Genomic DNA, 22,345 nt, shown 5'->3' on the forward strand with positions numbered 1-22,345 from the left:
CTCGGCGCGGAACCGAACATAGCGACGGGGACGACGGGTTGACCACGGCCGAATCAGGCGTGACCGGTGGCGGACATCACGGGGATCAGCGGGGCAGGAACCCATGGCCAAGGGCACGACGGCGGCTCTAGGGTCCTGTCCATGCCACGCAAGACCGCCCGCCTCCGCCCCGGGGAACCGCCGGCCGGACCGCCGGCGCCCGTGCCTCCCGACGCGCCCTTCGGCGCGCCGGGAGCACCCCGGGTGGAACCGGCCACCAGGCACGGCGAGGTACTGGCGGCGGCCCGAGCCGCCTACGAGACGCTCCTGCACCGGCACGCCCCGGACGACGAACACGGCCGGCCCCGCGGGGACCGTGAAAGGGACCGGCCCGAACCGGGCCGTGAACCCGGCCCGCCCGAACCGGGCCGTGAACCCGGCCGGCCCGAGCGGCAGGACCGGCCCGAACGGTCCGAACGGTCCGACGGGGAGGGCCGGATGGGCCGGCGCGCCGAGGGGCCCGCTCCCACCGGTGCGGTCGATGCCGCCGCCCCCACGGCGGCGTCCGCCCGGGCCACCGGCCCCCGTGCGACCGCCCCGGCCCCCGGCGACACGGACCTGCTCGCGCCCGAGGTGCGGCGCTGGCTGGCCGAGCGGCGCCTGCTCGACGAGCGGCGCCGGCACGTCCAGTCCCCGCAACGCGCGCTGCACGAACTCCTCGTCGAGCACCGGGCGCGGATCGACCGGTACCGGGAGGAACTCCACCGGGGCCTGGACGCCTTCGACGACGTCCTGCGCCTCCTCCCCGCCTCGGCGCCCGCGGCGCGGCGTGAGACGGTCGAGGCGGAGTTCTTCGACGACCGGGCCCGACTGCGCGAGCGGATCGAGGACCTCGACGCGCTCTGCCAGGAGCAGGTCCTCGGCATGCGCACCAGCTTCCCCGGACGGGACGTCCTGGAGAGCGGCCTGGAAGCCGACCTGCGGATGCTGGAACGCGGTGTGGAACTCCGCCTGCTCGTCTCCGCCCGCGCCCTGCGGCGCACGGGTGTCGCCCACTACCTCTCCGCGCTGATGGACCACGGCGCCCAGGTGCGCGTCGCCTCCACCGTGCCGCTGCACCTCAACGTCGTCGACCGGACCGTCACGGTCATGGCCGTGGGGACGGTGGAGGGCCGGGACGACTCCTCGGGCGACGTCATCCTCCACAGCCCCCGCCTCGCCGACTGCTTCGCCCGGGTCTTCGACCACCACTGGGGGGTGGGCCGCCCCGCGGCGACGGACGTGAGACCGCACGGCACCGGCGCCGCGCCCGAGGACTACTCGCCCAGGGAGCGCGAGGTGCTGGCCCTGCTCGCCGCCGGCGCGAAGGACGAGGCGATCGCCCGCCGGCTGGGCTGCTCCGAACGCACCCTGCGCCGCCTGCTGACCGCGCTGGTGGCCAAGCTCGGCGCGGACAGCCGGTTCGCGGCGGGCGTGCAGGCGGTGCGCCTCGGCCTCCTCGACTGACGAGCGCCGCCACCCGCCGCCACCAGCCGGCAAGGCGAGCGCCGCGACCGCCGCCACCCCCGTGAAGGCGCCTCCCGGACCGCCGGACGCCCCCGGACCGCCGTCAGGCGCCGCCCGGACGGCACCCGCCCGCCCAATGACCAGCCGCGCCGTCCGCCCCGTCAGCGGCGCGGCGGCGCCTCCAGGGCGTCGAGGACGCGCCGCAGGCGGGCCCGTTCCGCGGTGGTACCGGCGAGGTCGAGCGCCCGGCGGTAGCCTTCCGCGGCCTCCGCCCGCCGGCCGAGGCGCTCCAGCAGGTCGGCCCGGGCGGCGTGGAAGGGGTGGTAGGCGCTCAGCCGCCGCCCGTCCGCCGGGCCCCCACCCGAGGCGCCGGGCCGGGCGTCCACCAGGGCGTCGAGCAGCGCCAGACCCGCTGCCGGGCCGTCGCGCATCGCCACGGCCACCGCCCGGTTGAGGGCGACGACCGGCGACGGGTCCAGACCGAGCAGCACGTCGTAGAGCGCGGCGATCTGCGGCCAGTCGGTACCCGCCAGGTCCGGCGCCTCGTCGTGCAGGGCGGCGATGGCCGCCTGCACCCCGTACGGGCCGGGCGGGCCGCCGGTCAGCGCGGCGGGCACCAGGGCGAGGCCCTCCTCGATCAACGCGCGGTCCCAGCGGCCGCGGTCCTGCTCCGCCAGCAGCACCATCTCCCCGCCCGGCCCCGTACGGGCCTCCCGCCGCGCGTGGACCAGCAGCATCAGCGCCAGCAGCCCGGTCACCTCCCGCTGCGCCGGCAGCAGCCGCCGGAGGATCCGCGCCAGCCGGATCGCCTCCCCGGCGAGGTCCGGCCGCTGGAGGTCCGCCCCGAAGCTGGCCGCGTACCCCTCCGTGAAGAGCGAGTACAGCACCTGGAGCACGCCCGGCAGCCGCTCGGGCAGTTCGTCCGGGGCGGGCACCCGGAACGGCACCCGGGCCTGGCTGATCTTCTTCTTGGCCCGCACGATCCGCTGCGCCATCGTCGCCGTCGGTACCAGGTAGGCCCGTGCGACCTCCGGCGTGGACAGCCCGGCGAGGAAGCGCAGCACCAGCGCTCCGCGCACCTCGTCCGGCAGCGCGGGGTGGGCGCACGTGAAGAACAGCTGGAGACGGTCGTCGGGCAGCTCCGCACCGGCGCCCGACCCGGTGCCGGCGTCGGCGGGCGGGGCGGGTTCCGCCCGTTCCGCCTCCGCCCGCAGGACGCCGAGCCGCGCGGCGTACGCCTGGTCCCGCCGCAGCCGGTCGACGGCCCGGCGCCGGGCCGTGGTCAGCAACCAGGCGCCCGGCCGCTCCGGGACGCCGCGCTCCGGCCAGTGCACCAGCGCCGCCTCCATCGCCTCGGAGGCCACCTCCTCGGCGAGGTCGAGGTCGCCGAAGCGGCGGACGAGCGAGGCGAGGAGCCGGCCGTGCTCCTCCCGGAACACCGCCTCCACGGCCCGTTCCGCTCCGGACGCCCGGTCCGCCACGGCGCTCAGGCCCCGAAGTCCGCGACCGGCCGCACCACGACCGAGCCCCCGCCGCGCGCGCCGGGGCAGCGCCCCGCCCAGTCCAGCGCGACGTCCAGGTCCGGCACGTCGATCACGTAGAAACCGCCCAGCACCTCGCGGGTCTCGGCGAACGGGCCGTCGACGACCGACCGCCGCCCGTCCTCGCCGACCCGGACCGTGGTCGCGGTGACCAGGTCGGCCAGCGACTCGCCCGAGACGAGGATCCCCGCGTCCCGCACCTCCTCGTCGTACGCCATCCACTCCCGGACGTCGCACCCGGCGGCGGCGCCGCTCTCGTCGACGGCACCCGCGTTGATCAGCAGCATGTACTTCACGGTTCGCACTCCTGTCACCTACCGGCTCGCGTGCGGCGGGCGCCGCACACCATGACGACGAACGCGCCACGGCGGGATCGACAGCCTGGAGGAGGAAATTCTCCACGGGACGCTCCGGCCCGTCCCGGCAGCCCCCGCACCGCCCGGGGGACGCCCCCGGGGTGCCGAACGTGTGTATGGGGCCAGGCGGGGCACACGTGGGAGCGGAGGTTGATAACTATGGTTCCCCTGCTTCTTGTCCTTCTGCTCGCGCTCGTCCTGTTCGGTGCGGGCTTCGCGCTCGAGGCGCTGTGGTGGGTCGCCGTGATCGTGCTCGTGGTGTGGCTCCTGGGCTTCGTCATGCGCTCGGCAGGCGCCGGCGGCAAGCGCGGACGCTGGTACCGCTGGTAGACGGCGTCCGTATCCGAGGCCGCGGCCCGCACTCGAACCCTCGAGTGCGGGCCGCGGCGCTTTCGCGCGGAGGCCGGACGCCGGCCGTCTCGCGCCCACCCCCCGTAAGCGGCCGACGATGGGGTATCCGACAGGGCACGGCCCGGGGCGGCGGCCGTGCCATCGCAGGGACCGGCACCTCCAACGGCCACCGCCCCGGGCCCCTCGGGGCGCCGGGGCGCACGCACCGGTCGGCCACGGACGCGTACGGACAAAGCGGCCGGAGCGGCCCGAGTGGCCGGAGCGGCCCGGGAGTTCCCGGTGACACGAGCGGCGCGGGTGGTCTGAGCGGCGGAAGCCGGGGAAGACGAGCAGCACCACGACGACGAATGGGGTGTTTCCCATGCTGGGTATAGCCGCTGCGGTGCTGTTCTTCATCGCCTTCCTGATCAACGCCGCCGACATCGCGACGAACGACGTGTTCTCCTCCGGCAATATCATGCTCCTCGGCCTCATGGCGCTCGCCCTGCACGTGGCGGGCATCGGCGGCAGCCGGATCGGGCGGGGCCGCGGGCACTGACCCGAGGGTCGCGGGCACCGACCCGCGCAGCGGCCCGTCCGGGCCCGGGAGCCCGTGGGGCCCCGCCGGGGACGGGCCGCGCCACCGGGTCGTCGCGCGGTCCCACACGCCGCCGACCTGCCCGTTCCCCTGTGGGAGGCGGATCGGGGCGAGGGGCCCCGGAGACCGGAAGCCAGCTGGGAGATGCACATGGAGCACACGTCCGTCGCCGCGGCACAGCCCGAGGGCGGCGTCGCGGGATGGGTGGTCGACCTCGTCGACACGTTGGGCGGCCCCGGAGCCGGTCTGGCCATCGCGCTGGAGAACCTCTTCCCGCCCCTGCCCAGCGAGATGATCCTGCCCCTGACCGGGTTCGCCGCCGCCCGCGGCGTGCTCTCGGTCGCCTCGGCGCTGTTCTGGACGACCCTCGGCTCCGTCGTCGGCGCCGTCGCGCTCTACTGGATCGGCCGGCTCTACGGGCGGGACCGGGTACGGGCGATCTGGGCGAAGCTGCCGCTCGTGAAGAAGTCCGACCTCGACCGCACCGAGGAGTGGTTCGCCAAGCACGGCACCAAGGCGGTTTTCCTGGGCCGGATGGTGCCCGTCTTCCGCAGCCTCATCTCCGTCCCCGCCGGGGTGGAGCGCATGCCGCTGCCCGTGTTCGTCGCGCTGACCGCGCTCGGCAGCCTGATCTGGAACTCCGTCCTCGTCCTGGCCGGCTACTGGCTGGGCGACCAGTGGTCGGTCGTCGACACCTACGTCGGCGTCTTCACCAAGGTCGTCCTCGCCCTGGCCGCCCTCGCCCTCGTGGCGTACCTGGTCGTACGGCGGCGGGACAGCAGGAAGGCGCGCCACCGCACCTCGTGAGGGGCCGCGCCGCCCCAGCCGCGGGACGGTGCGCCAGAAGCCGTGCAGCGCCGCGGCGAGCGCGTCGGGGGCCTCCTCCGCCATGTGGTGCCCCGACTCCACGGGGCCGCCTTCCAGCCGGTCGCCGGCCCAGTCCCGCCAGACGCCCAGCACGTCGCCGTACAGGTCGACCATGTCGTCGCGGGTGGCCCACAGCACCTGGACGGGGCAGGCGACGCGGCGCCCGGCCGCCCGGTCGGCGTCGTCGTGCTCCCGGTCCACGCCGAGCCCGGCCCGGTAGTCCTCGCACATCGCGTGCACGGTGGCCGGATCGTGGATCGCGCGGTGGTAGTCCTCGTACGCCTCGGCGCCCATCCGGTCGGGGCTGCCCCGGTACCAGGCGTCGGGGTCGGCGTCGATGACCCGTTCGGCGGGCTTGTCGGTCTGCCCGAGGAAGAACCAGTGCCACCAGCGGGCGGCGAAGTCCGGCCCGCAGCGCCGCAGCGCCTCACCGATGGGCACGGCGTCCAGCACGCTCAGCGCGCGGACCGCCTCCGGATGGTCCAGGGCCAGGCGGGTGGCCACGTAGGCGCCGCGGTCGTGGCCGACGACGGCGAACCGCTGGTGGCCGAGGCCGCGCATGACCGCCAGGACGTCGCGCGCCATGGCCCGCTTGGCGTACGGGCGGTGCGCGTCGTCGGTCGGCGGCTTGGCGGACCCGCCGTACCCGCGCAGGTCGGGGCAGACCACGGTGTACCCCGCGGCCGTCAGCAGCGGCGCGACGCGGTGCCAGGTGGCGTGCGTGCGGGGATGGCCGTGCAGCAGCAGCACGGGGGGCCCGTCACCGCCGTGACGCACCCTCAACTCCGCCCCGTCACCCGCACGGCGCGTCAACGCGAAACCCTCGAACACGGACAGCCTCCACGGACTCGACTCTGCCGGAACCCCTGACGCCCGGCCCGGGGCGCGCCTGCCCCGACAAGCCCCGCCGACACGATCGGATCCGCGTCCGCCACCGCCGACGACGCGGCGATCCCGGTGCCGCTCCCGGGCGGGTGGCCCACACCCTTGCCTGATCTATCGTTTCTCGATAGATTCCCATCGTGGTTCGATCGAAGGGAAGATGATGGGAAAGCTCGCCGTGCTCGCCCTGCGCGCCGTCCTCGTGGCGCTGCTCGGGGGATCGCTGTTCGTCCAGGCGGTGATGGTGCCGCTGCTCGCCGCGGACCTGGAGGGACTCGACGCGGACGTCGCCCACCTGCGCGTCCCGATCCTCGTGATCACCCTCCTGGGGCTGGTCTCGGCGCAGGTCGTCCTGGTCTGCGTGTGGCGGCTCGTGACGATGGTGCGCCGCGGGACGGTGTTCTCGGACGCGGCGTTCCGCTACGTCGACGTGGTGGCGGGAGGGTTCGTGGCGGCCGCCCTCCTGGTGTTCGCGCTCGGAGTCGTCCTCGCGCCCGGCGAGGCCGTCGCGCCGGGCGTGGTGCTGCTGCTGGGCGGGGTCGCTCTGGCGGTCCTGGGGGTCGCGCTCATCGTGGTCGTGCTCCGCACGCTGCTCGCCCAGGCGGTCGAGCGCGACGTCGAGGCCGCACGGATGCGGGCCGAGCTGAACGAGGTGATCTGATGCCGATCGTCGTCGACATCGACGTGATGCTGGCACGGCGGAAGATGTCGGTGGGCGAACTCGCGGACCGCGTCGGCATCACCCCCGCCAACCTCGCCGTACTCAAGAACGGCCGCGCCAAGGCGGTGCGGTTCACCACGCTCGCCGCGCTCTGCGAGGTCCTCGCCTGCCAGCCGGGCGACTTGCTCCGCTGGGAGGCGGGGGAGGCCGGGCCGTAGCGGGCCGAGCGCCCCCGCGCCGATCGCCGAACCGTCGAGAAAGTACTTTCCGAATGGGAAAGTACATGCCATGATGGAATCATCGGATCAACGGGAGGAACGAGCATGGCGATCGACGGTTCGGGCGCGGCGGTACCGGCGGCGCAGGCGCTCGCCCTGGCGGAGCGCGCCCGCGCGGCCGCCCGGGCGCCGCGGCCGGCGCCGCGCTGGTACGGCCCCGTCTTCGCGGCGGCCTTCTCCGGCTACGGCACGGCCGTCGGCCAGGCGCTGGGCGCGGGGCACGGCTGGCTCGTGGGCGTCCTCGCGGCCGTGTTCGCCGCGGCGAGCGGGGCCGCCGCGGCGGTCGCCGTGCGCAGCGGCGGCGTGGCCAGGCGCTGGGCGCCGGAGCTCGGCGGGTTCTCCGTGCTCGTGGTGCTCCAGGTCTTCGCGGCGGGCGGGCTGGCCGCCGGTGCCGCGTGGGTGGCCGGCGGCGACGTGCGGTGGATCGCGGGCGCCGCCGGGGTGGCCGCGGGCGCCGCGTTCTGGCTGGGGTGCGCCCTGCTGGACGCCCGCGTCCGGCGCGGCGGGGCGGACGCCGCGTGACCGCGCTGGAGCCGCTCCTCCAGCACCCCACCCGGCTGACCGTGCTGGCCTTCCTCAGCGGCTGCGCCGAGGCGGAGTTCTCCGCCGTGCGCGACTACTGCCAGGTGTCCGACTCGGTCCTCAGCAAGGCGGCCACCGTGCTGGAGGAAGCCGGCTACGTCACCGTGAAGAAGGGGTACGTCGGCAAGCGCCCCAAGACGTGGCTGGCGGCCACCCGCGCCGGCAACAAGGCGCTCACCGACCACCTGGCGTCCCTGCAGGCGATCGTCGCCGCCGCGGAGGCGGCCGGGGCGGCCCACGGCTGAACCCGCCACCGCGCACGCGCGCCGACCGGAGCGGCGTACGGCGAGGTGCCGGGGGTCGGGGGCCCGGCGGTGGACCCTTGGGGCGGGGTCGCGGCCGGGCCGGTGTCCAAGGCCCGATGCGCGAGGCGGCGGAGGGGCGGCCGTTGTCAGTGGCGGCTGCGACGCTGGCCGGTATGGACGAGCAGATCATGCGGCGGCGCGTCTACGGCGCCGACCACGACGACCCCGATCCCGGCCCGCGCCCCGGCCGCGACTACGCCGAGCTCGTCGGCGGCCCCCTCGACGGCCTCCTCCTGGACGTCACCGGCCGCGGCGACGCCGACCCGGCCGGCGCCGTCGCCCTGAGCACGGAGATCGGCCGCTACGGTCCCGGGGGACACGCCCTGTACGGCCCCAGGCCCGGCGATCCGCGCCGGTTCGACTGGCAGGGCGACACCCCCTGAGCCGCACGCGCCACCGGCCCGCGGGTGGACGGCCCCCGTCGCGCGCCCCGTTGCGCGCTCCCCGCGTGTCGTCCGAACACCCCCCGGTCGCGCCGTCGACGTACGGCCGAAACGCCGGGCCTCCGCACGCCTCATGGCTGAAAGTAATCGAAATGCTACTGTCAGTTTCTCATGTGGACCGGGAACGAAAGTCGAACGTCGATGCCTGCTTGGGCCAGCGCTCTCCCTTCCGTCGGCGAGGTCATCGCCGCCTGCGGGGACACCTATCCGTACTTCCGCGTCGTCGGGGGACGCACGGCCCCCGGTGAGGTGACCGTCGAGGGCAGACGGGTGGTCAACGCCGCGTCGGCCGACTACCTCGGGCTGGCGTGCGACCCACGGCTCGGCGAAGCCGCGGCCCGCGCCGCCCGGGACCTCGGCACCTCCTGCTCGGGCTCCCCGCTGCTCACCGGGACCATGGCCCTCCACGTCGAACTGGAGGAGGAGCTCGCCGACTTCCTGCGGCGGCCCTCCGTCCTCCTGGCCACCACGGGCTTCCAGGCCAACCTCACCCTGGCCTGCCTGTTCGCCCCCCGCCACCTGGTGGTCGCCGACCGGCACGCGCACGCCTCACTCGTCGACGCCACGCGCCTCGGCCGCTCCGTGAACCGCACCTTCCGCCACAACGACGCGGACCACCTGGGCTCGCTGCTGGCCGAGGCCGCCGACGAGCACCGACCCGCCACGGTCGTCACCGAGGGGGCGTTCTCCCTCGACGGCGGCCTCGCGCCCCTCCCGCGCATCGCCGAGCAGACCCGGCGCCACGGCGCGTCGCTGATCCTCGACAGCGCCCACGACATCGGCGTGTACGGCCCTGAAGGGCGGGGCGCGGCCGACCACTTCGGCTGCGAGGACGCGGTCGACGTCATCACCGGCACCTTCTCCAAGGCGTTCGGCTCGATCGGCGGGTTCGTCGCGGGCGACGCCGAGACCATCACCGCGGTGCGCCACTACGGGCGCGCCACGACGTACTCCGCCTCGATGGCGCCCGCCGCCGCCGCGGCGGCGCTCGCCGCGGTCCGCGTCGTGCGCGCCGAGCCCGAGCGACGAACGGCGCTGTGGGAGGGGGTCCACCGTCTCCACCGGGGGCTGGCCGAACAGGGGCGCGCCGTCGGGGACTCCCGAGGTCCCGCCGTCGCGCTGCCCGCCGGGCCGGTGGAGCGCGGCACGCGCATCTGGAAGGACCTGCTCGACGCGGGCGTCTTCACCTCCCTGTTCCTGCCGCCGGCCGTCCCCGGCACGGAGGCTGTCGTGCGCCTGTCCGTGTCGGCGGCCCACACACCCGCGCAGATCGACCGGATCCTCGACACCGTCGACCGCTGCCTCCCGGCACCCGCGACCGGGGACGCGGCCCACGGCCTACGGCCGCCCGCGGCGCCGCCCCAGCGGACGGCGACCGTGCCCGCGGCGGACCGCACGCCGCCGGCACCCTGAAGACCTGGCCGCCGGCCGCGGCACACGGGCCGGCGACACGCGAGCCCGCCGCCGGCCCGCCCCGTGCCGCCGCCATCCGACGACCCACCCGCAACTGCCCGCGGACCCGCGGTGCGACAGCACCGGACCGGGCCCTCTCTCCGGGAAGGACGCGCATGCCCCCGCACCCCCACGACGCCGTCGCCGACGCCCTCGCCGACCTGACCGGCACCCCCGCGGACCGGCTCACCCCCGACACGCCGCTCACCGACCTCGGCCTCGACTCCCTGCTCGTCGAGGAACTCCTGACCGTCCTCGCCGCGAAGCACGGCATCACTCCGGCGCACGACGCCGACCTCGCCCTCGGCCCCCACGCCACCGTCGGCGACGTACTGGCCCTGGTCGACACCGACCGGGCGGCCGGCGGGGTACGGTCCTCGGGCGCCCTCCTGTGACGTCCGACGTCGCGATCACCGGCATCGGCCTCCTCACCCCGGCGGGCGTCGGGACGCGCGCGACCTGGGAGGGGCTGCGCACCGGACGGTCGTTCGCCGCCACCGACCCCCTCCTGGAGGGGCTGCCGGTCGACTTCTCCTGCGCGGTGGCCGGCTTCGACCCGTACGCCCACCTCGACCGGTCGCTGGTGCGGCGCACCGACCCGTTCGCGCACCTGGCGCTCGTGGCCGCCCGCCAGGCCGCGGAGGAGGCCGGGCTGGACGGCCGGGTCGATCCGGCACGCGTCGGCGTCATCCTCGGCGTGGGCAGCAACAGCCTCCTCACCTACGTCACCCTGTCCGACCACATCAGCTCGGGGCGGGCCCGCCTGGTCTCCCCGCTCTCCGTGCCGCGCAGCGTCCCCAACATGGCCGCCGGAGAGGTCGCCACCCACCTGGACTGCCGGGGCCCGGCCTTCACCGTCGCCAGCGCCTGCGCCTCGGGCAACCACGCCCTCGGCGTCGCCCGCGACCTGCTCCGCTCCGGCGCGTGCGACGTCGTCCTGGCCGGCGGCGCCGAGTCCGGACGGTCGCAGATCACCGCCGTGTCCTTCGCCCGCGCCCGCGCCCTGTCCACCCGCCGGCACGACCCCGCCGGCGCGTCCCGCCCCTTCGACCGGGACCGGGAGGGCTTCGTCCTCGGTGAGGGCGCCGCCGTCCTCGTCCTCGAACGCCCCGCGCACGCCCGGGCCCGCGGCGCCCGCGTCCGGGCCTACCTCGCCGGGTACGGCGCCTCGACGGACGCCTTCCACTTCGCCGGCCCGCACCCCGAGGGCCGAGGGCTGCACCAGGCCGTCACCACCGCGCTCGCCGACGCCCGCCTCGACGCGGCCGACATCGACCACGTCACCGCCCACGCCACCGGCACCCCGGTCGGCGACCTCGTCGAGGCCCGCACCCTGCGCCGCCTCTTCCCGGGCGGAGCCCCGCCCGTCACCGCCCTCAAGGGCGCCCTGGGGCACGGCCTCGGCGCCGCGGCGGCCGTCCAGGCCGCCTGCGCGGTGCTCTCCCTGGAGCACCAGGAGATCCCGCCCACGGTCAACCTCGACGAGCAGGACCCCGAAATCGACCTCGACGTCGTCACCAAGGCGCCCCGCCCGGCCCGCCTGCGGACCGTCCTCGGCAATGCCTGCGGCTTCGGCGGCATGAACGCCGTCGTCGTCCTGCGCGCCCCCTGACGCCTCGCCGCACACCCCTTCCTCCGACGACAAGGAGCCCGGCCCATGGAGCAGCTCGGCGCGCGCGTGGCGGTGACAGGTGCCACCGGATTCATCGGCCGGCGCCTGTGCCACCGCATCACCCGGTCCGGCGGCCAGGTCGTCGCCGTCGTGCGGGGACGCTCCGACCGGAGCGTCCTCGACGGCTGCCCCGTCCGCTTCGCCACCGTCGACCTCGAACGGGGTGACGGCCTGGCCGACGCGCTGGCCGGAGTGGACGCCGTGGTGCACCTCGCCGCCGCCGTGCGCGCCCGCAGCCGGGCCGGGTTCGAGACCGGCAACGTGCAGACCACACGAACCCTGCTGGAGGCCGTGGCGTGCTTCGACACACCGCCCCGCGTGGTGCTGTGCTCGTCGCTGGCCGCCGCCGGCCCCTCGACGCCCGGCAGGCCCCGTCGGGAGGAGGACCCGGCCGCACCGGTGTCGCGGTACGGACGCAGCAAGCTGGCCGCCGAGCACGTCGCCCGCGGCTTCGCCGACCGCGTGCCGCTCGTGGTCGTGCGGCCGCCGATCGTCTACGGGCCCGGCGACCCGGCGTTCCTCCCCTCGCTCCTCGCCATGGCCCGCACCGGCGTGGTCCTGCAACCCGGCGGCGGGGAGACGACGTACTCCCTGCTGCACGTCGACGACCTGTGCGAAGGGCTCCTCGCGGCCGCGGTCTCCGGCGGGACCGCGCATCGGGCGGATCCCCACAGCGGCCTCTACCAGCTGTCCGACGGACGGGAGCACGTCTTCGCGGACCTCGTGCGGGCCGCGGGGTCGGCCCTGCGGCGGCGCCCGGTACGCGTGCTGAGGGTGCCGCCGTCGATCGTCCGCGCGGCCGGGGCGCTCGCCGAGGCGGCGGCCCTCCCCTTCGGCAAGGTACCGCCGTTCAACCGGGACAAGGCCCGCGAGGCGGTGTGCCCCGCCTGGACGGCCTCGCCGGAGCGGGCGCGCCGGGAACTGGGGTTCGCGCACCGCGTCGAGTTCGAGGACGGACTGCGCGCCGCCGTCGCGGCGACGACACCCCACTGCTGAGACCACCGCCGACCGGGCGTGCCGAACACCAGGCGGACGAGTCGCTTCCGCAACCCGTCCGGTCCACCGCCGGACGCGCCGGCCCCGCGCGGCCCGCCCGCCCCCGTACCGCCTCGTCCTCGGACCCCGAGCCGCCCGTACCGGGATCCCGAGCCGCCCGTACCGGGACGAGCCCCCGCTCCCACCCCCGCAGCCCCGACACGCCCGCCCGTTGTGGAGGCCACTGTGAGTACCGAACAGCCCCCCGAGGCGTCATCCGCCGACCCGCGCACCCGCGGCCGAGCACGGCGCCGAGACCGGCGACCGGCCCACGCGGCCGCCTCGACGGGGCTGCTGGAGGGGATCGCGCACCACAGCGTGCGGCGCCCCCTGCTCACGTTGGCCGCGTCGGTCCTCGCCGTCCTCACGCTCGTGTGCGGCGTGATCGTCTGGTCGCCGCAGCCCATGTCGACGGGCGGCTACGACGCCTCCGGCACCGAGTCGGCGCGCGCCGAGTCGGAGCTGACGGGCCAGCCCGGCCGCGCCTCGCCCGGACTGCTGCTCCACGCGCGCGCCGACGGCCCGATCGACTCGCCGCAGGCCCGCGCCGACGGCCTGGCGCTGACCCGGCGGGTCACCGGCGAGACCGGCGTCGTACGGGCCGACGCCTACTGGACGACCGGCGCGGCGACCCTGCGCTCCCGCGACGGGCGGGCCGCCCTGGTCACCGTCCGGCTGGCGGGCGACGAGGCCGAGCAGACGCGGACCGCGGCCCGGCTCGTCCCGCGCCTGACCGGGCAGCGGGGCTCCCTGGAGGTGACGGCGGCCGGGTGGGCGTGGGCCCGCGGTCAGGGCGCCGAACAGGGCGCCCGCGACCTGGCCGTGGCCGAGGCGGTGGTGGCCCCGGTGACGCTCGTCATCCTGGTCGTCGCCTTCGGGTCCGCGCTCGCGGCGATGTTCCCGCTGCTGATCGGCGGGCTGACGGTCGCGGGCACCTGGGCGACCCTGCACCTGCTGAACCAGGTGATGGAGGTGTCGGCGTACTCCCTCAACATCGCGACCGCCCTCGGCTTCGGCTTCGCCGTGGACTACGCGCTGCTCATCGTCACCCGCTACCGGGAGGAACGCGGCCGCGGCCTGCCAGGGCCCGCCGCCGTCGTCGCCGCCGCGGGCACCGCCGGCCGCAGCGTCACCGTCTCGGCGGGCGTGGTCGTCCTGGCGTTCTGCGCCGTGTGGGTCATGCCCTTCCCGTGGCTGCGGTCCATGGCACTGGCCGGGGTCGCGGTGGTCGTGCTGTCCGCTCTGTGCAGCGTCGTCGTGCTGCCCGCGCTGCTCGCGCTGTTCGGCGGCCGGCTGCGCCACCGCGCGGCGACCACGAGCCCCGGTTGGCGGCGTATCGCGCTGTGGGCGACGCGCAGGCCGTGGGTCGCCGGCGTCGGCTGCGCGGTCCTGCTGGCGGGGCTCGTCTGGCCCGTCACGCACGCACGGTGGGGCTTCGCCGACGAACGATCGCTGCCGGCGCACTCGGAGGTCCGGCGCACCGCCGAGACGATCCGTACCGGCTTCCCCACCGAGCCCGACCGCGAACTCCTGGTCGTCTTCGCCGGCGCCCCGGGCACCGGGGCCGTGGACCGGTACGCACGGAGCGTCGCCGCGCTCCCCGGAGTCACCCACGTGACCGCCCCCACCGGCCGGTACGAGGACGGCGAACGCCTGCCCCCGCCCACCGGCGCACACACCGGCACCGGCACGGACACCGGCGCCGGCGCCGGTACCGGGGACACCGGCGCGGGCGGGGCCCCCGTCTCGTTGACCGTCTCCACCCGGTACGCCGGGCAGTCGCAGGCGGCGGAGGACCTGGTCCACCGCGTACGCGGGCTCCCCGCCCCGGGGGAGCACTGGGTGGGCGGCACGCCCGCCCGCCACGTCGACGCCAAGGACGCCCTGAAACGGCGGGCTCCGCTGGCGGGGCTCCTCATCGCGGTGACGACGTTCCTGCTGCTGTTCCGGTACACGCGCTCGGTCCTCATCCCGCTGAAGACACTGGCCCTGGCCGCGCTGAGCCTGTCGGCCTGCCTCGGCGCCATGGTGTACGTCTTCCAGGACGGCCATCTGCGCTGGCTCGTCGGCGACTTCACCGCCACCGGATGGCTGGACATGACCGTCCCGCCCCTGCTGTGCGCCGTCGCCTTCGCCCTCACCATCGACTACGAGGTGTTCCTCCTGGCGCGCATCAAGGAGCACTACACCGCCCACGGGGACCACGTCGCGGCCGTCGTCGCCGGCATCGCCCGCACCGGACGCCTCGTCAGCGTCGCGGCACTCGTCTTCGCCGTCGCGATGGCCGGCCTCGCCACGTCGGGCGTCGTGACGCTGAAGATCATCGGGGTGGGGCTGGCCCTCGCCGTGCTGGTCGACGCGACGCTGATCCGGGGCGTCCTGGTCCCCGCCTTCATGCGCCTCACCGGAGACGCCAACTGGTGGGCACCGGCCTTCGCCCGGCGACGCGCGCCCGTACGGCACCCCGCACGGCAGGAGGACCACGACATGGCAGGCCCCTGACCCACCGGGCCGCCCCCGACCCACCGGGCCGCCCCCGACCCACCGGGCCGCCCCCGACCGCCGGGCCGCCCCTGACCCACCGGGCCCCCCGACCCGCCCAGGCGGCCCCCGGCCCTCAGACGGAGCCGACCGGGCGCCGGTAGAGACGGTACCGCTTGGTGACGCGGCCTCCGATACGGGCGGTGGCCGCGTTGACCTGCCGGTTGTCCTCCAGGACCCACGACGCCTCGCCCACGCCCAGCCCGCGGTCGTGGCACGCCCGCGACAGCGCCAGGTACATCAGCAGCTCCAGACCCCGCCCGCGGTCCTCCTCGCCGACCCCCATGGCGATCAACCGCCCGCGCGTCAGGCGCCGCTGCGCGGACCAGAAGCGGGCCAGGCCGAGGGGCAGGCCGCAGGTGAACAGCCGGCCCCGGGCGGCGGCGAACGCCGGAGCGAGGTCGGGCAGGGCGATGGCGAAGCCGACCGGACGGCCCCGCACCTCGCCGATGACCGCCATGTCCGGCTGGAGCACGTGCTTCAGCCGGCGCGCCAACGTGGAGAACTCGCGCTCGTCCATGGGACAGAACCCCCAGTTGTCGCCGAGGGCGGCGTTGTAGAGGGTGCGGATCAGCTGCGCCTCCGCCGCGAAGCGCCGCATGTCGACCGGCCGCACGGTCAGCGCCCCCCGCTCGGAGAGGCGGGTGGCGGCGCGCACCAGCCGGGGCTCCTCATGGAAGGTCGTGGGGAACTCCCACGCCAGGAGGTCCTTCGCCTTGGTGAAGCCGCATGACTCCAGCAGCCGGACGTAGTACGGCGGGGTGTACGGCATCATGACGGCCGGCGGCTGGTCGAAGCCGTCGACGAGCACGCCGCACTCGTCGTTGGTCGTGAACGACAGCGGTCCCAGCATCGTGGGCCTGCCCTGCTCGGCCAGCCAGTCGGCCGCGGCTGCGGTGAGGGCCCGGGCGACGGCGAGGTCGTCCTCGGCGTCGAAGAACCCGAAGAAGCCCTCCGCCGTCCCGTGGTGCTCGTCGAAGCGCGGGTTGACGTGCGCGGCGATCCGCCCCACGACCGCCCCGCGGCGGCGAGCGAGGAACAGCCGGGCCCGGCCGTGGGCGAAGAAGGGGTTGCGGCGCTCGCTCAGCAGCGCCCGCTGCTCGGCGCGCAGCGGGGGGACCCACAGGGGGAGCCCTCGGTGGAGCCGGTAGGGCAGCTCCAGGAAGGCGGCGCGTTCGGCGGGCGTACGGACGGGGGTGACGTCGATGCGGGCGTCCACCACCACGGGCGACACGGACACGGCTTGCTCCTCGGGTCGACGGCGGCCCGACCGGGAGGCGGGGCGCACACGGTCGGTCGACCCGACAACGACGCGGTGGGACGGGCGAGCACGCCGGTGCACCCGTGTGGCGCAACGGGGGAGGGGCAGCGGGCGGCCTCAGGGCCGGAGGGCCTGGCGCAGGGTGGGGTAGCAGGTGATGACGGTGTCGAGGCCGACCAGCTCGATGACCCGCATGACGGAGTCGGAGGGCGCGGCCAGGCGCAGCCACCCGTCTGCCCGGTGGGCCTCCTGGTGGGCGGTGACGAGGACGTTGATCCCGCTGGAGTCCATGAACGTGACGGCGCTGAGGTCCAGGACGGACCGTGCGGTCGGCGGGTCGTCGTCCGCCGTCACCGTCAGGGCCCGGCGCAGGTCGGGGGCGGTGTGGTGGTCGAGCTCGCCGCGCACGGTGAGCACTCTGATGCCGTCGGTGGAGGTGCGGGTGATCGAGATCCGCTTGTCCTCTGGTGATCCGTAGATGTCTGCCACTCTTCCTCGACACGTGCTCGCTGACGGTTCCGACCAGCGCTCCCGGCGGGACGGCCGGCTCCGCATGGTACGGGCCGTGCACCCGTTTGGCCCTGCCACCGTTACCCGACCGGAGGGGCGCGTACGGTCGAACGCCCGCGCCTCCGACCGAGCCCCGGCCCGGCAGCGCCGGGTTCCTTGCCGCGACCTCGCCCTGGCCAGGAGGGCGGTCACGGGGGCGCCGTATGAGCGGGGGCGGGGCGGGTAGGCGCGAGGTATGTCGGAAGCAGCGGAGAACGTCGTGGCCGTGGTGGTCGAGTCGGCGATGAGTGCGCGTGAGGAGTTGGGCGACACCGTGACGGAGGCCGTCACCGAGGGGCGCGGCGGGCTGTCCGCCCTGGCGGCGGGTGGCGCCTGCGGCCTGCTCGCCACGCTGACCGCCCATGCGGCGATCCAGCAGCGGCTGTCCCGGGCCTGGTCGCCGGAGATCGCCGCGGGGGTGCTGGCCCTGACGTACGCCACGGGCGCGTCCGTGCTCGTACGGTACGGGCGGACCAGGCTGCGCCGCGCGCGCGAGGCGTCCCGCGAGACCGTCGACCTGTCACGGGAGACGGTCGTGCGGACGGTGGACGAGCTGGCGCGCGGCTGACCGCGCCGACCGAACGGAGCGCGACGACACGGACGCCTCCTCCCGGTGGAACCGGTGGAGGCGTCCGTCGTGTGTGCCGTGCGGCGGCCGGCGTCAGCGCACCCAGACGTCCATGACCGGGGACACGGCCCGCCTGCTGTCGTCGACCAGGCGCAGCTTGTTGAGCCCCTTCATGCCGAGCACCACCCGCATGTTGTACATGGAACGGGAGTTGGTGTTCATGGACGCGGGCAGGGTCGTCCAGGAGCGGCCGCTCAGCTTCTGCTGGAGGGTGACCCGGCTGCCGGGGGCGAGGTTCTTCGCGACGCCGCGGACCCGGAACTGCTCCCAGGCGCGGACGCTCTTCGTGGAGGCCTTGGCCGTGAAGGCCGGGGCCGCGGCGGCCGGCTTGTGCCGCACCGGGGTCGGTGAGGCGACGGCGACCGCCGCGCCGACCGAACCGGCCACCACGGCCGCGGCGGCGATACCGGCACTCCAGATGCGTACGGACTGACGCATGCTCTCTCCCAGATGTGTAGGGGGGAAGGGCTACGGCAGAAACATAGACACATGGGGCGATAACAGGATTATTCGACACGGGCACGTCGGGCCATATGCCCCGTCCAGCCGTGTGGACGGACCAACGTGGCGGCGACGGCCGAGGCCTCGGCGGGGGCCGTCGGCCCCGCACCTCCTGATGAGACGTCAATTCCGCGCCGGGCGGCGGATGGCCGACCGGCCCGCCGGGGGCGACCGGCGCGACTACTCCCGGCCGCGGCGGGCATCCGCACCCCGTGGAGACCTCCGACGACAAGCTCCCGCGTGCCACGGCCGAGCGCCGCCGCACCCCCTGGTGGTTCACCGTCCCCGCCGTCCTGCTGGCCCTGGCGCTCCTCTTCACCGCCGCGGGACGGTTCGACATCGTCCCCGGCTGGGGCGACGTCTTCGGCGAGGAGACACGGGACAGGTCAGGACCCGCGCTGCTGCGGTCGATCCAGGACCTCAGCCGCTACGAGGGCGCCGCGGGCTCCTACCAGATCGTGGTGGACCTGGAGAAGGACGCCAGGTTCCTGCCGGACGCGCTGCGCGGCACGCGCACCCTGTACGTCGCCGCCGGAACCGTCGGCGCGTACGTGGACCTCGGGAAGACCGGGCCCAGGGACGTGACCGTGAACGAGGAGCGCACGTCCGCCGTGATCCGGCTGCCGCGCGCCCGGCTGGGCGCGCCCGCCCTGGACCCGGAGCGGTCCTACGCGGTGTCCAAGCAGCGCGGCCTGCTGGACCGGCTCGGCGACCTCTTCTCCGACAACCCCAACGACGAACGCGCGGTCCAGCGCCTGGCGGCCCGGCGCATCGGCGAGGCCGCCACCGAGAGCGGCCTCACCGCGCGCGCCGAGCGGAACACCGCCGCGATGCTGAAGGGGCTGCTCGGCTCACTGGGGTTCGAGCAGGTGACGGTGACGTACACCTGAGCCGTCGTCGGCCGCGGGCCGGGAGCGGAAGGTGCGACGGTAGGTGTCGGGCGGCACGCCGACCGTGCGGTGGAAGTGCCGGCGCAGCGTCGTGGCCGTGCCCATCCCGGTGGCCGCCGCGACGGCCTCCACGCTGTCGTCGGTGGCCTCCAGCAACTCCTGGGCGCGCCGGATCCGTTGGGTCAGCAGCCACCGCAGCGGCGTCGTGCCCGTGACGGCCCTGAAGCGCCGGCCCAGGTGCCGCGGACTCATCCCGGCCCGGCGGGCCATGTCCTCCACGGTCAGCGGGCGGTCGAGGCGTTCGACCACCCACGGGAGCAACGCGGCCAACGGGTGGTCGTCCCGCGCGGGCACCGGCGCGGCGACGAACTGCGCCTGACCGCCCGCCCGGTGCGGCGGCACCACCAGCCGCCGGGCGACGGCGTTGGCGACCGCCGGGCCGTGGTCCGACCGGACCAGGTGCAGGCACAGGTCCAGCGCGGCGGCCTTCCCGGCGGACGTGAGCACGCTGCCGCCGTCCACGTACAGCACGTCGGGGTCGACCTCCACGGCCGGGTGACGGGCGGCCAGCGCCGCCGTGTGCGCCCAGTGCGTCGTCGCGCGCCTCCCGTCCAGCAGACCGGCGGCGGCCAGCACGAACGCGCCCGTGCACAGGGACGCCACCCGCGCGCCCGCCTCGTGCGCCGCGCGCACCGCGTCGACCAGCTCCGCCGGCGGATCGGCGTCGACGTCCGCCCAGCCGGGGACGACCACGGTGTCGGCGTGCGGCAGCCGGTCCAGCCCGTGGTCGGGCCGCAAGCCGAACGGGCCGACCCCGACACCGCCCCGGGCCCCGCACACCTCCACGTCGTACCAGGGGACCTCCACGGTCGCCGGCGCGGTCCCGAACACCTCGTACGCCACCGCCAGCTCGAAGTGCAGCATCCCGTCCGTGACGGCCAACGCGACAGTCCCCATGTCCGGAAGTGTACGGGTCACGTCGTTCCGGACACTCGCGGTGCATGCCCGTCCCCGGCAGGATGTCCGTGCTGGATCATCCGACGTGGGGAGAGGTCATGGAGACGCGGCAGACGGTGGCGGTGTACGGCGCGTACGGGCACACCGGGCGGTTCGTGGTGGCGGAGCTGCGGGAGCGCGGATTCCTCCCGGTCCTCAGCGGCCGTGACGCCCGGAAGCTGGCGGCCGCGGCGTCCGCCGCGCCGGGGGCCGCCGTCCGCCCGGCGCAGGTGGACGACGCGGCGGCACTCGACCGCGCCCTGGACGGCGCCGCGGCGGTGGTCAACTGCGCCGGGCCCTTCGCCGTGACCGCCGCCCCGCTCGTCGAGGCGGCGCTGCGCGCCGGGATCCCGTACGTGGACGTGGCGGCCGAGATCGAGGCCAACGTCGACACGTTCGCCCGCTTCACGGACCGGGCCCGCGCCGCCGGTGTACCGGTCGTCCCCGCCATGGCGTTCTTCGGCGGCCTCGGCGACCTGCTGGCGACCGCCGCGATGGGGGAGTGGACGGACGCCGACGAGGCGCACGTCGCGTACGCCCTGAGCAGCTGGCACCCCACGCCCGGGACGCGCGCCGCGGGCCGCGTCTCCCGCCGGCGGCGCGACGGCAGACGCGTCCGCCACACCGCCGGCCGCCTGGAGTACCGCACCGACCCCGCGCCGACCGTGGAGTGGCCCTTCCCCGCCCCCACCGGTCCGCGCGCCGTCATCGCCGAGTTCACGATGGCCGACGTCGTCACCCTCCCCAGCCACCTGTCCGTCCCGGAGGTCCGCACGTACATGACGGTGGAGGCGGCCGGGGACGTGTCCGCCCCGGACACCCCGGGGCCGTCGGCGGCGGACGCGCGCGGGCGGTCCGAGCAGACCTTCGTCGTGGACACCGTGGTACGCCGAGGCGGCACCGAACGCCGCGCCGTGGCCACGGGCCGGGACATCTACGCCGTGACCGCGCCCCTCGCGGTGGAGGCGGTGGAGCGCATCCTCACGGGACGCGCCAAGGCGGTCGGCGTCGCCTCGGCCGGCGCGGCCTTCGACGCCCCGGACTTCCTGCGCGCCCTGTCGCCGCACCTCACCTGCGCACCGCACCCGTGAGGCGGTGCCCGACGGCCGCCCGCGGCCGCGCGCGGTCCCTCACATCCAGGCGTTGATGTGCGGGGAGGTGTCCGCCGCGTACTGCGGCTTCGCGAGGGGGCTCGACGCGACGCCCGTGCCGCGGAACCACCACAGCCGGCCGTCCTTGTCGCGGACCAGCAGCGCGCCCTTGCCGACGGCCGATCCCTCACCGGGGGCGATGATCGCCGTGTACCCGCCCCAGCCGGTGGCGACCTTCGAGCGGGGGGCGTAGGGGCGCGCCGCGTCGCCCGTGCCCCGGTACAGCCACAGGACGCCGGAGGTGTCGCGGGCGTACAGGTCGGCGTGGCCGTCCCTGGTGACGTCCACACCCCCGGTCAGGGCGTTGTACACCTGCCAACCGGAACCCACCTTGGTACGGGCCGCGAACGGCCGGGCCTCGACGCCCGTGCCGCGGTACAGCCACAGCACGCCCGCCTTGTCCCGGGCGATCAGGTCGGCGTGGCCGTCGCCCGTGACGTCCCCGGTGCCGCGTACGGAGGAGTAGATGCTCCAGCCGGTGCCGACGCGCACGCGCGGCTTGAACGCCCCGGTCGCGCCGTACCGCTGGCCGAGGGCGGGGTAGTACCAGAGGGTGCCGGACGGCTCGCGGGCGACGACGCCGCCTCCCCGGTTGTTCGTGGCGATCGGGGACAGCTTGGTGAGCGCGTCGAAGGCGCTCCACCCCGAGCCGAGCCCGTCGCCGCCGGCGAGCGGCGGGCCGTCGGTGAGGGTGGGGTAGGACCACAGGTTGCCGACGCGGTCCCGCCCGAAGACGCGGTACGACAGCTCCACCGGATCGTCGCTCAGCACCGAGAAGCGCTCCGTCGCCCCGTACGTCTCAGGGGTGGCCGCCGGTGCGAAGGTGGCCCGCAGGTCCATCTCCCAGGCTTCCATGGCCTCGGCGGCCGTCAGCGTGTACGTGATCGTGCTCGTGCCCGGGCGGAGGTCGCAGGCCGGCCGCCGCTCGCCGTTGGCCAGCACCTCCAGCCGGCAGGTGGCGTTGCCCGCGCCCTCGGGGACGCCGTAGTTCAGCTGCCGCCACTCGTGTTCGACGAAGGACCGCAGGTGGTCGGCGGTCCTCAGGTCGACGGTGACCCGGCCCGGCTCGGAGACCTCGACCTCGACGGTGTGCGTCACGGTGCCGCCGGCCGGGATGTCCGGTACGTCCATGGAGAACGACGGCAGGTGCGGCTCGCCGGCCGCCGGCGCCGCGCCCGCGACGCCGCCGGTCGCCAGGAGCGCCGTGGACGTCGCCACGGCGACGGCCAACCGCCGCCACGCCGACCGGATATGTCGCTGCTCGCCCATGGGTCCCCTCGTGTTCCGCCAGGCCGGCGGCGCCGTCCGCCGCCGGTCCCGGCACTGAGACGACCCTCGACA

24 protein-coding genes and 1 pseudogene are annotated in these 22,345 nt (G+C 75.7%); 17 read left to right on the forward strand and 8 right to left on the reverse strand.

What is annotated here, in order from left to right; genetic code table 11:
- The first annotated feature begins 141 nt into the window (after positions 1-141).
- Positions 142-1,485 (forward strand): LuxR C-terminal-related transcriptional regulator, encoded by a 1,344-nt coding sequence (locus LPA54_RS05880; protein ID WP_228974480.1) that lies wholly within the window; start codon positions 142-144, stop codon positions 1,483-1,485.
- 161 nt (positions 1,486-1,646) lie between these two features.
- On the opposite strand, the gene LPA54_RS05885 is transcribed toward LPA54_RS05880, so the two are convergent.
- Both LPA54_RS05885 and LPA54_RS05890 read right to left on the reverse strand, forming a co-directional pair.
- Positions 1,647-2,966, reverse strand: coding sequence for an RNA polymerase sigma factor (locus tag LPA54_RS05885; RefSeq protein ID WP_228974482.1), 1,320 nt, complete (start codon positions 2,964-2,966; stop codon positions 1,647-1,649).
- A 5-nt stretch (positions 2,967-2,971) separates the two neighbouring features.
- Positions 2,972-3,322 (reverse strand): YciI family protein, encoded by a 351-nt coding sequence (locus tag LPA54_RS05890; RefSeq protein WP_308112801.1) that lies wholly within the window; start codon positions 3,320-3,322, stop codon positions 2,972-2,974.
- Between the two features lie 219 nt (positions 3,323-3,541).
- Here LPA54_RS05890 and LPA54_RS05895 point away from each other — a divergent pair, with 219 nt between their 5' ends.
- From LPA54_RS05895 to LPA54_RS05905, 3 genes are all read left to right on the forward strand, one after another.
- Entirely contained in the window at positions 3,542-3,712 is a 171-nt protein-coding gene (locus tag LPA54_RS05895) for a hypothetical protein (RefSeq protein ID WP_058939978.1), read from the forward strand.
- 382 nt (positions 3,713-4,094) lie between these two features.
- A complete protein-coding gene (locus tag LPA54_RS05900) occupies positions 4,095-4,271 on the forward strand; it encodes a hypothetical protein (protein ID WP_228974483.1) in 177 nt (58 codons plus the stop codon).
- A 183-nt stretch (positions 4,272-4,454) separates the two neighbouring features.
- On the forward strand, positions 4,455-5,117 hold the full coding sequence (locus LPA54_RS05905) for a DedA family protein (RefSeq protein WP_228974484.1): 663 nt from the start codon (positions 4,455-4,457) through the stop codon (positions 5,115-5,117).
- Between the two features lie 33 nt (positions 5,118-5,150).
- Here the strand turns inward: LPA54_RS05905 and LPA54_RS05910 are convergent.
- Positions 5,151-6,008 (reverse strand): annotated as a pseudogene (locus tag LPA54_RS05910) (alpha/beta fold hydrolase); the annotation flags it as partial.
- A gap of 214 nt (positions 6,009-6,222) precedes the next feature.
- Between LPA54_RS05910 and LPA54_RS05915 the strand changes: the two are divergent.
- From LPA54_RS05915 to LPA54_RS05960, 10 genes are all read left to right on the forward strand, one after another.
- Positions 6,223-6,720, forward strand: a complete 498-nt coding sequence (locus LPA54_RS05915; RefSeq protein WP_228974485.1) for a DUF2975 domain-containing protein — start codon at positions 6,223-6,225, stop codon at positions 6,718-6,720.
- Complete coding sequence (locus LPA54_RS05920; RefSeq protein ID WP_228974486.1) at positions 6,720-6,938, forward strand: helix-turn-helix transcriptional regulator; 219 nt, start codon at positions 6,720-6,722, stop codon at positions 6,936-6,938. The genes LPA54_RS05915 and LPA54_RS05920 overlap by 1 nt, the downstream gene beginning before the upstream one ends.
- 105 nt (positions 6,939-7,043) lie before the next feature.
- Complete coding sequence (locus tag LPA54_RS05925; protein ID WP_228974488.1) at positions 7,044-7,520, forward strand: hypothetical protein; 477 nt, start codon at positions 7,044-7,046, stop codon at positions 7,518-7,520.
- Positions 7,517-7,825, forward strand: coding sequence for a transcriptional regulator (locus tag LPA54_RS05930; protein ID WP_228974490.1), 309 nt, complete (start codon positions 7,517-7,519; stop codon positions 7,823-7,825). The genes LPA54_RS05925 and LPA54_RS05930 overlap by 4 nt, the downstream gene beginning before the upstream one ends.
- Positions 7,826-7,998: 173 nt before the next feature.
- Positions 7,999-8,268, forward strand: a complete 270-nt coding sequence (locus LPA54_RS05935; RefSeq protein ID WP_228974491.1) for a hypothetical protein — start codon at positions 7,999-8,001, stop codon at positions 8,266-8,268.
- Positions 8,269-8,469: 201 nt separating this feature from the next.
- Entirely contained in the window at positions 8,470-9,741 is a 1,272-nt protein-coding gene (locus LPA54_RS05940; RefSeq protein ID WP_228974493.1) for a pyridoxal phosphate-dependent aminotransferase family protein, read from the forward strand.
- A gap of 155 nt (positions 9,742-9,896) precedes the next feature.
- Positions 9,897-10,175, forward strand: coding sequence for an acyl carrier protein (locus LPA54_RS05945; RefSeq protein WP_228974494.1), 279 nt, complete (start codon positions 9,897-9,899; stop codon positions 10,173-10,175).
- Complete coding sequence (locus tag LPA54_RS05950) at positions 10,172-11,392, forward strand: beta-ketoacyl synthase (protein ID WP_228974496.1); 1,221 nt, start codon at positions 10,172-10,174, stop codon at positions 11,390-11,392. Before LPA54_RS05945 ends, LPA54_RS05950 begins: the two co-directional genes overlap by 4 nt.
- Before the next feature lie 45 nt (positions 11,393-11,437).
- The gene (locus LPA54_RS05955) at positions 11,438-12,448 is read left to right on the forward strand and encodes an NAD(P)-dependent oxidoreductase (protein WP_228974498.1); all 1,011 of its coding nucleotides are present in this window, start codon (positions 11,438-11,440) and stop codon (positions 12,446-12,448) included.
- 225 nt (positions 12,449-12,673) lie between these two features.
- Positions 12,674-14,989, forward strand: coding sequence for an MMPL family transporter (locus tag LPA54_RS05960; protein ID WP_228974500.1), 2,316 nt, complete (start codon positions 12,674-12,676; stop codon positions 14,987-14,989).
- Between the two features lie 115 nt (positions 14,990-15,104).
- Here the strand turns inward: LPA54_RS05960 and LPA54_RS05965 are convergent, their stop codons facing one another.
- Complete coding sequence (locus tag LPA54_RS05965; protein ID WP_228974502.1) at positions 15,105-16,268, reverse strand: hypothetical protein; 1,164 nt, start codon at positions 16,266-16,268, stop codon at positions 15,105-15,107.
- A gap of 138 nt (positions 16,269-16,406) precedes the next feature.
- Positions 16,407-16,778 (reverse strand): STAS domain-containing protein, encoded by a 372-nt coding sequence (locus LPA54_RS05970; protein WP_228974504.1) that lies wholly within the window; start codon positions 16,776-16,778, stop codon positions 16,407-16,409.
- 256 nt (positions 16,779-17,034) lie between these two features.
- On the opposite strand from LPA54_RS05970, the gene LPA54_RS05975 reads away from it, so the two are divergent.
- The gene (locus LPA54_RS05975) at positions 17,035-17,406 is read left to right on the forward strand and encodes a phage holin family protein (protein WP_228974507.1); all 372 of its coding nucleotides are present in this window, start codon (positions 17,035-17,037) and stop codon (positions 17,404-17,406) included.
- A 93-nt stretch (positions 17,407-17,499) separates the two neighbouring features.
- On the opposite strand, the gene LPA54_RS05980 is transcribed toward LPA54_RS05975, so the two are convergent.
- Positions 17,500-17,904 (reverse strand): hypothetical protein, encoded by a 405-nt coding sequence (locus tag LPA54_RS05980; protein ID WP_228974509.1) that lies wholly within the window; start codon positions 17,902-17,904, stop codon positions 17,500-17,502.
- 275 nt (positions 17,905-18,179) lie between these two features.
- On the opposite strand from LPA54_RS05980, the gene LPA54_RS05985 reads away from it, so the two are divergent.
- Positions 18,180-18,857 carry a DUF4230 domain-containing protein gene (locus LPA54_RS05985; RefSeq protein WP_228974510.1) on the forward strand — a complete coding sequence of 226 codons (678 nt, stop codon included), beginning with the start codon at positions 18,180-18,182 and terminating at the stop codon, positions 18,855-18,857.
- Here LPA54_RS05985 and LPA54_RS05990 read toward each other — a convergent pair.
- Positions 18,819-19,814, reverse strand: a complete 996-nt coding sequence (locus LPA54_RS05990) for a helix-turn-helix domain-containing protein (RefSeq protein WP_228974511.1) — start codon at positions 19,812-19,814, stop codon at positions 18,819-18,821. The two genes, LPA54_RS05985 and LPA54_RS05990, sit on opposite strands and share 39 nt — an antisense overlap.
- Before the next feature lie 98 nt (positions 19,815-19,912).
- Between LPA54_RS05990 and LPA54_RS05995 the strand changes: the two genes are divergently transcribed.
- Positions 19,913-20,944, forward strand: coding sequence for a saccharopine dehydrogenase NADP-binding domain-containing protein (locus LPA54_RS05995; RefSeq protein ID WP_228974513.1), 1,032 nt, complete (start codon positions 19,913-19,915; stop codon positions 20,942-20,944).
- Positions 20,945-20,983: 39 nt separating this feature from the next.
- Here the strand turns inward: LPA54_RS05995 and LPA54_RS06000 are convergent, their stop codons facing one another.
- Complete coding sequence (locus LPA54_RS06000) at positions 20,984-22,273, reverse strand: FG-GAP-like repeat-containing protein (RefSeq protein ID WP_228974514.1); 1,290 nt, start codon at positions 22,271-22,273, stop codon at positions 20,984-20,986.
- Between the last annotated feature and the right edge of the window lie 72 nt (positions 22,274-22,345).

The sequence above is a fragment of the Streptomyces sp. DH12 genome, assembly GCF_020873895.1.
Classification (GTDB): Bacteria; Actinomycetota; Actinomycetes; order Streptomycetales; family Streptomycetaceae; genus Streptomyces.

Coding starts and splice junctions, on each gene's coding strand:
- LPA54_RS05880 (WP_228974480.1), top strand. CDS start 142: ATGCCACGCAAGACCGCCCGCCTCCGCCCCGGGGAACCGCCGGCCGGA.
- LPA54_RS05895 (WP_058939978.1), top strand. CDS start 3,542: ATGGTTCCCCTGCTTCTTGTCCTTCTGCTCGCGCTCGTCCTGTTCGGT.
- LPA54_RS05900 (WP_228974483.1), top strand. CDS start 4,095: ATGCTGGGTATAGCCGCTGCGGTGCTGTTCTTCATCGCCTTCCTGATC.
- LPA54_RS05905 (WP_228974484.1), top strand. CDS start 4,455: ATGCACATGGAGCACACGTCCGTCGCCGCGGCACAGCCCGAGGGCGGC.
- LPA54_RS05915 (WP_228974485.1), top strand. CDS start 6,223: ATGGGAAAGCTCGCCGTGCTCGCCCTGCGCGCCGTCCTCGTGGCGCTG.
- LPA54_RS05920 (WP_228974486.1), top strand. CDS start 6,720: ATGCCGATCGTCGTCGACATCGACGTGATGCTGGCACGGCGGAAGATG.
- LPA54_RS05925 (WP_228974488.1), top strand. CDS start 7,044: ATGGCGATCGACGGTTCGGGCGCGGCGGTACCGGCGGCGCAGGCGCTC.
- LPA54_RS05935 (WP_228974491.1), top strand. CDS start 7,999: ATGGACGAGCAGATCATGCGGCGGCGCGTCTACGGCGCCGACCACGAC.
- LPA54_RS05940 (WP_228974493.1), top strand. CDS start 8,470: ATGCCTGCTTGGGCCAGCGCTCTCCCTTCCGTCGGCGAGGTCATCGCC.
- LPA54_RS05945 (WP_228974494.1), top strand. CDS start 9,897: ATGCCCCCGCACCCCCACGACGCCGTCGCCGACGCCCTCGCCGACCTG.
- LPA54_RS05955 (WP_228974498.1), top strand. CDS start 11,438: ATGGAGCAGCTCGGCGCGCGCGTGGCGGTGACAGGTGCCACCGGATTC.
- LPA54_RS05975 (WP_228974507.1), top strand. CDS start 17,035: ATGTCGGAAGCAGCGGAGAACGTCGTGGCCGTGGTGGTCGAGTCGGCG.
- LPA54_RS05980 (WP_228974509.1), bottom strand. CDS start 17,904: ATGCGTCAGTCCGTACGCATCTGGAGTGCCGGTATCGCCGCCGCGGCC.
- LPA54_RS05990 (WP_228974511.1), bottom strand. CDS start 19,814: ATGGGGACTGTCGCGTTGGCCGTCACGGACGGGATGCTGCACTTCGAG.
- LPA54_RS05995 (WP_228974513.1), top strand. CDS start 19,913: ATGGAGACGCGGCAGACGGTGGCGGTGTACGGCGCGTACGGGCACACC.
- LPA54_RS06000 (WP_228974514.1), bottom strand. CDS start 22,273: ATGGGCGAGCAGCGACATATCCGGTCGGCGTGGCGGCGGTTGGCCGTC.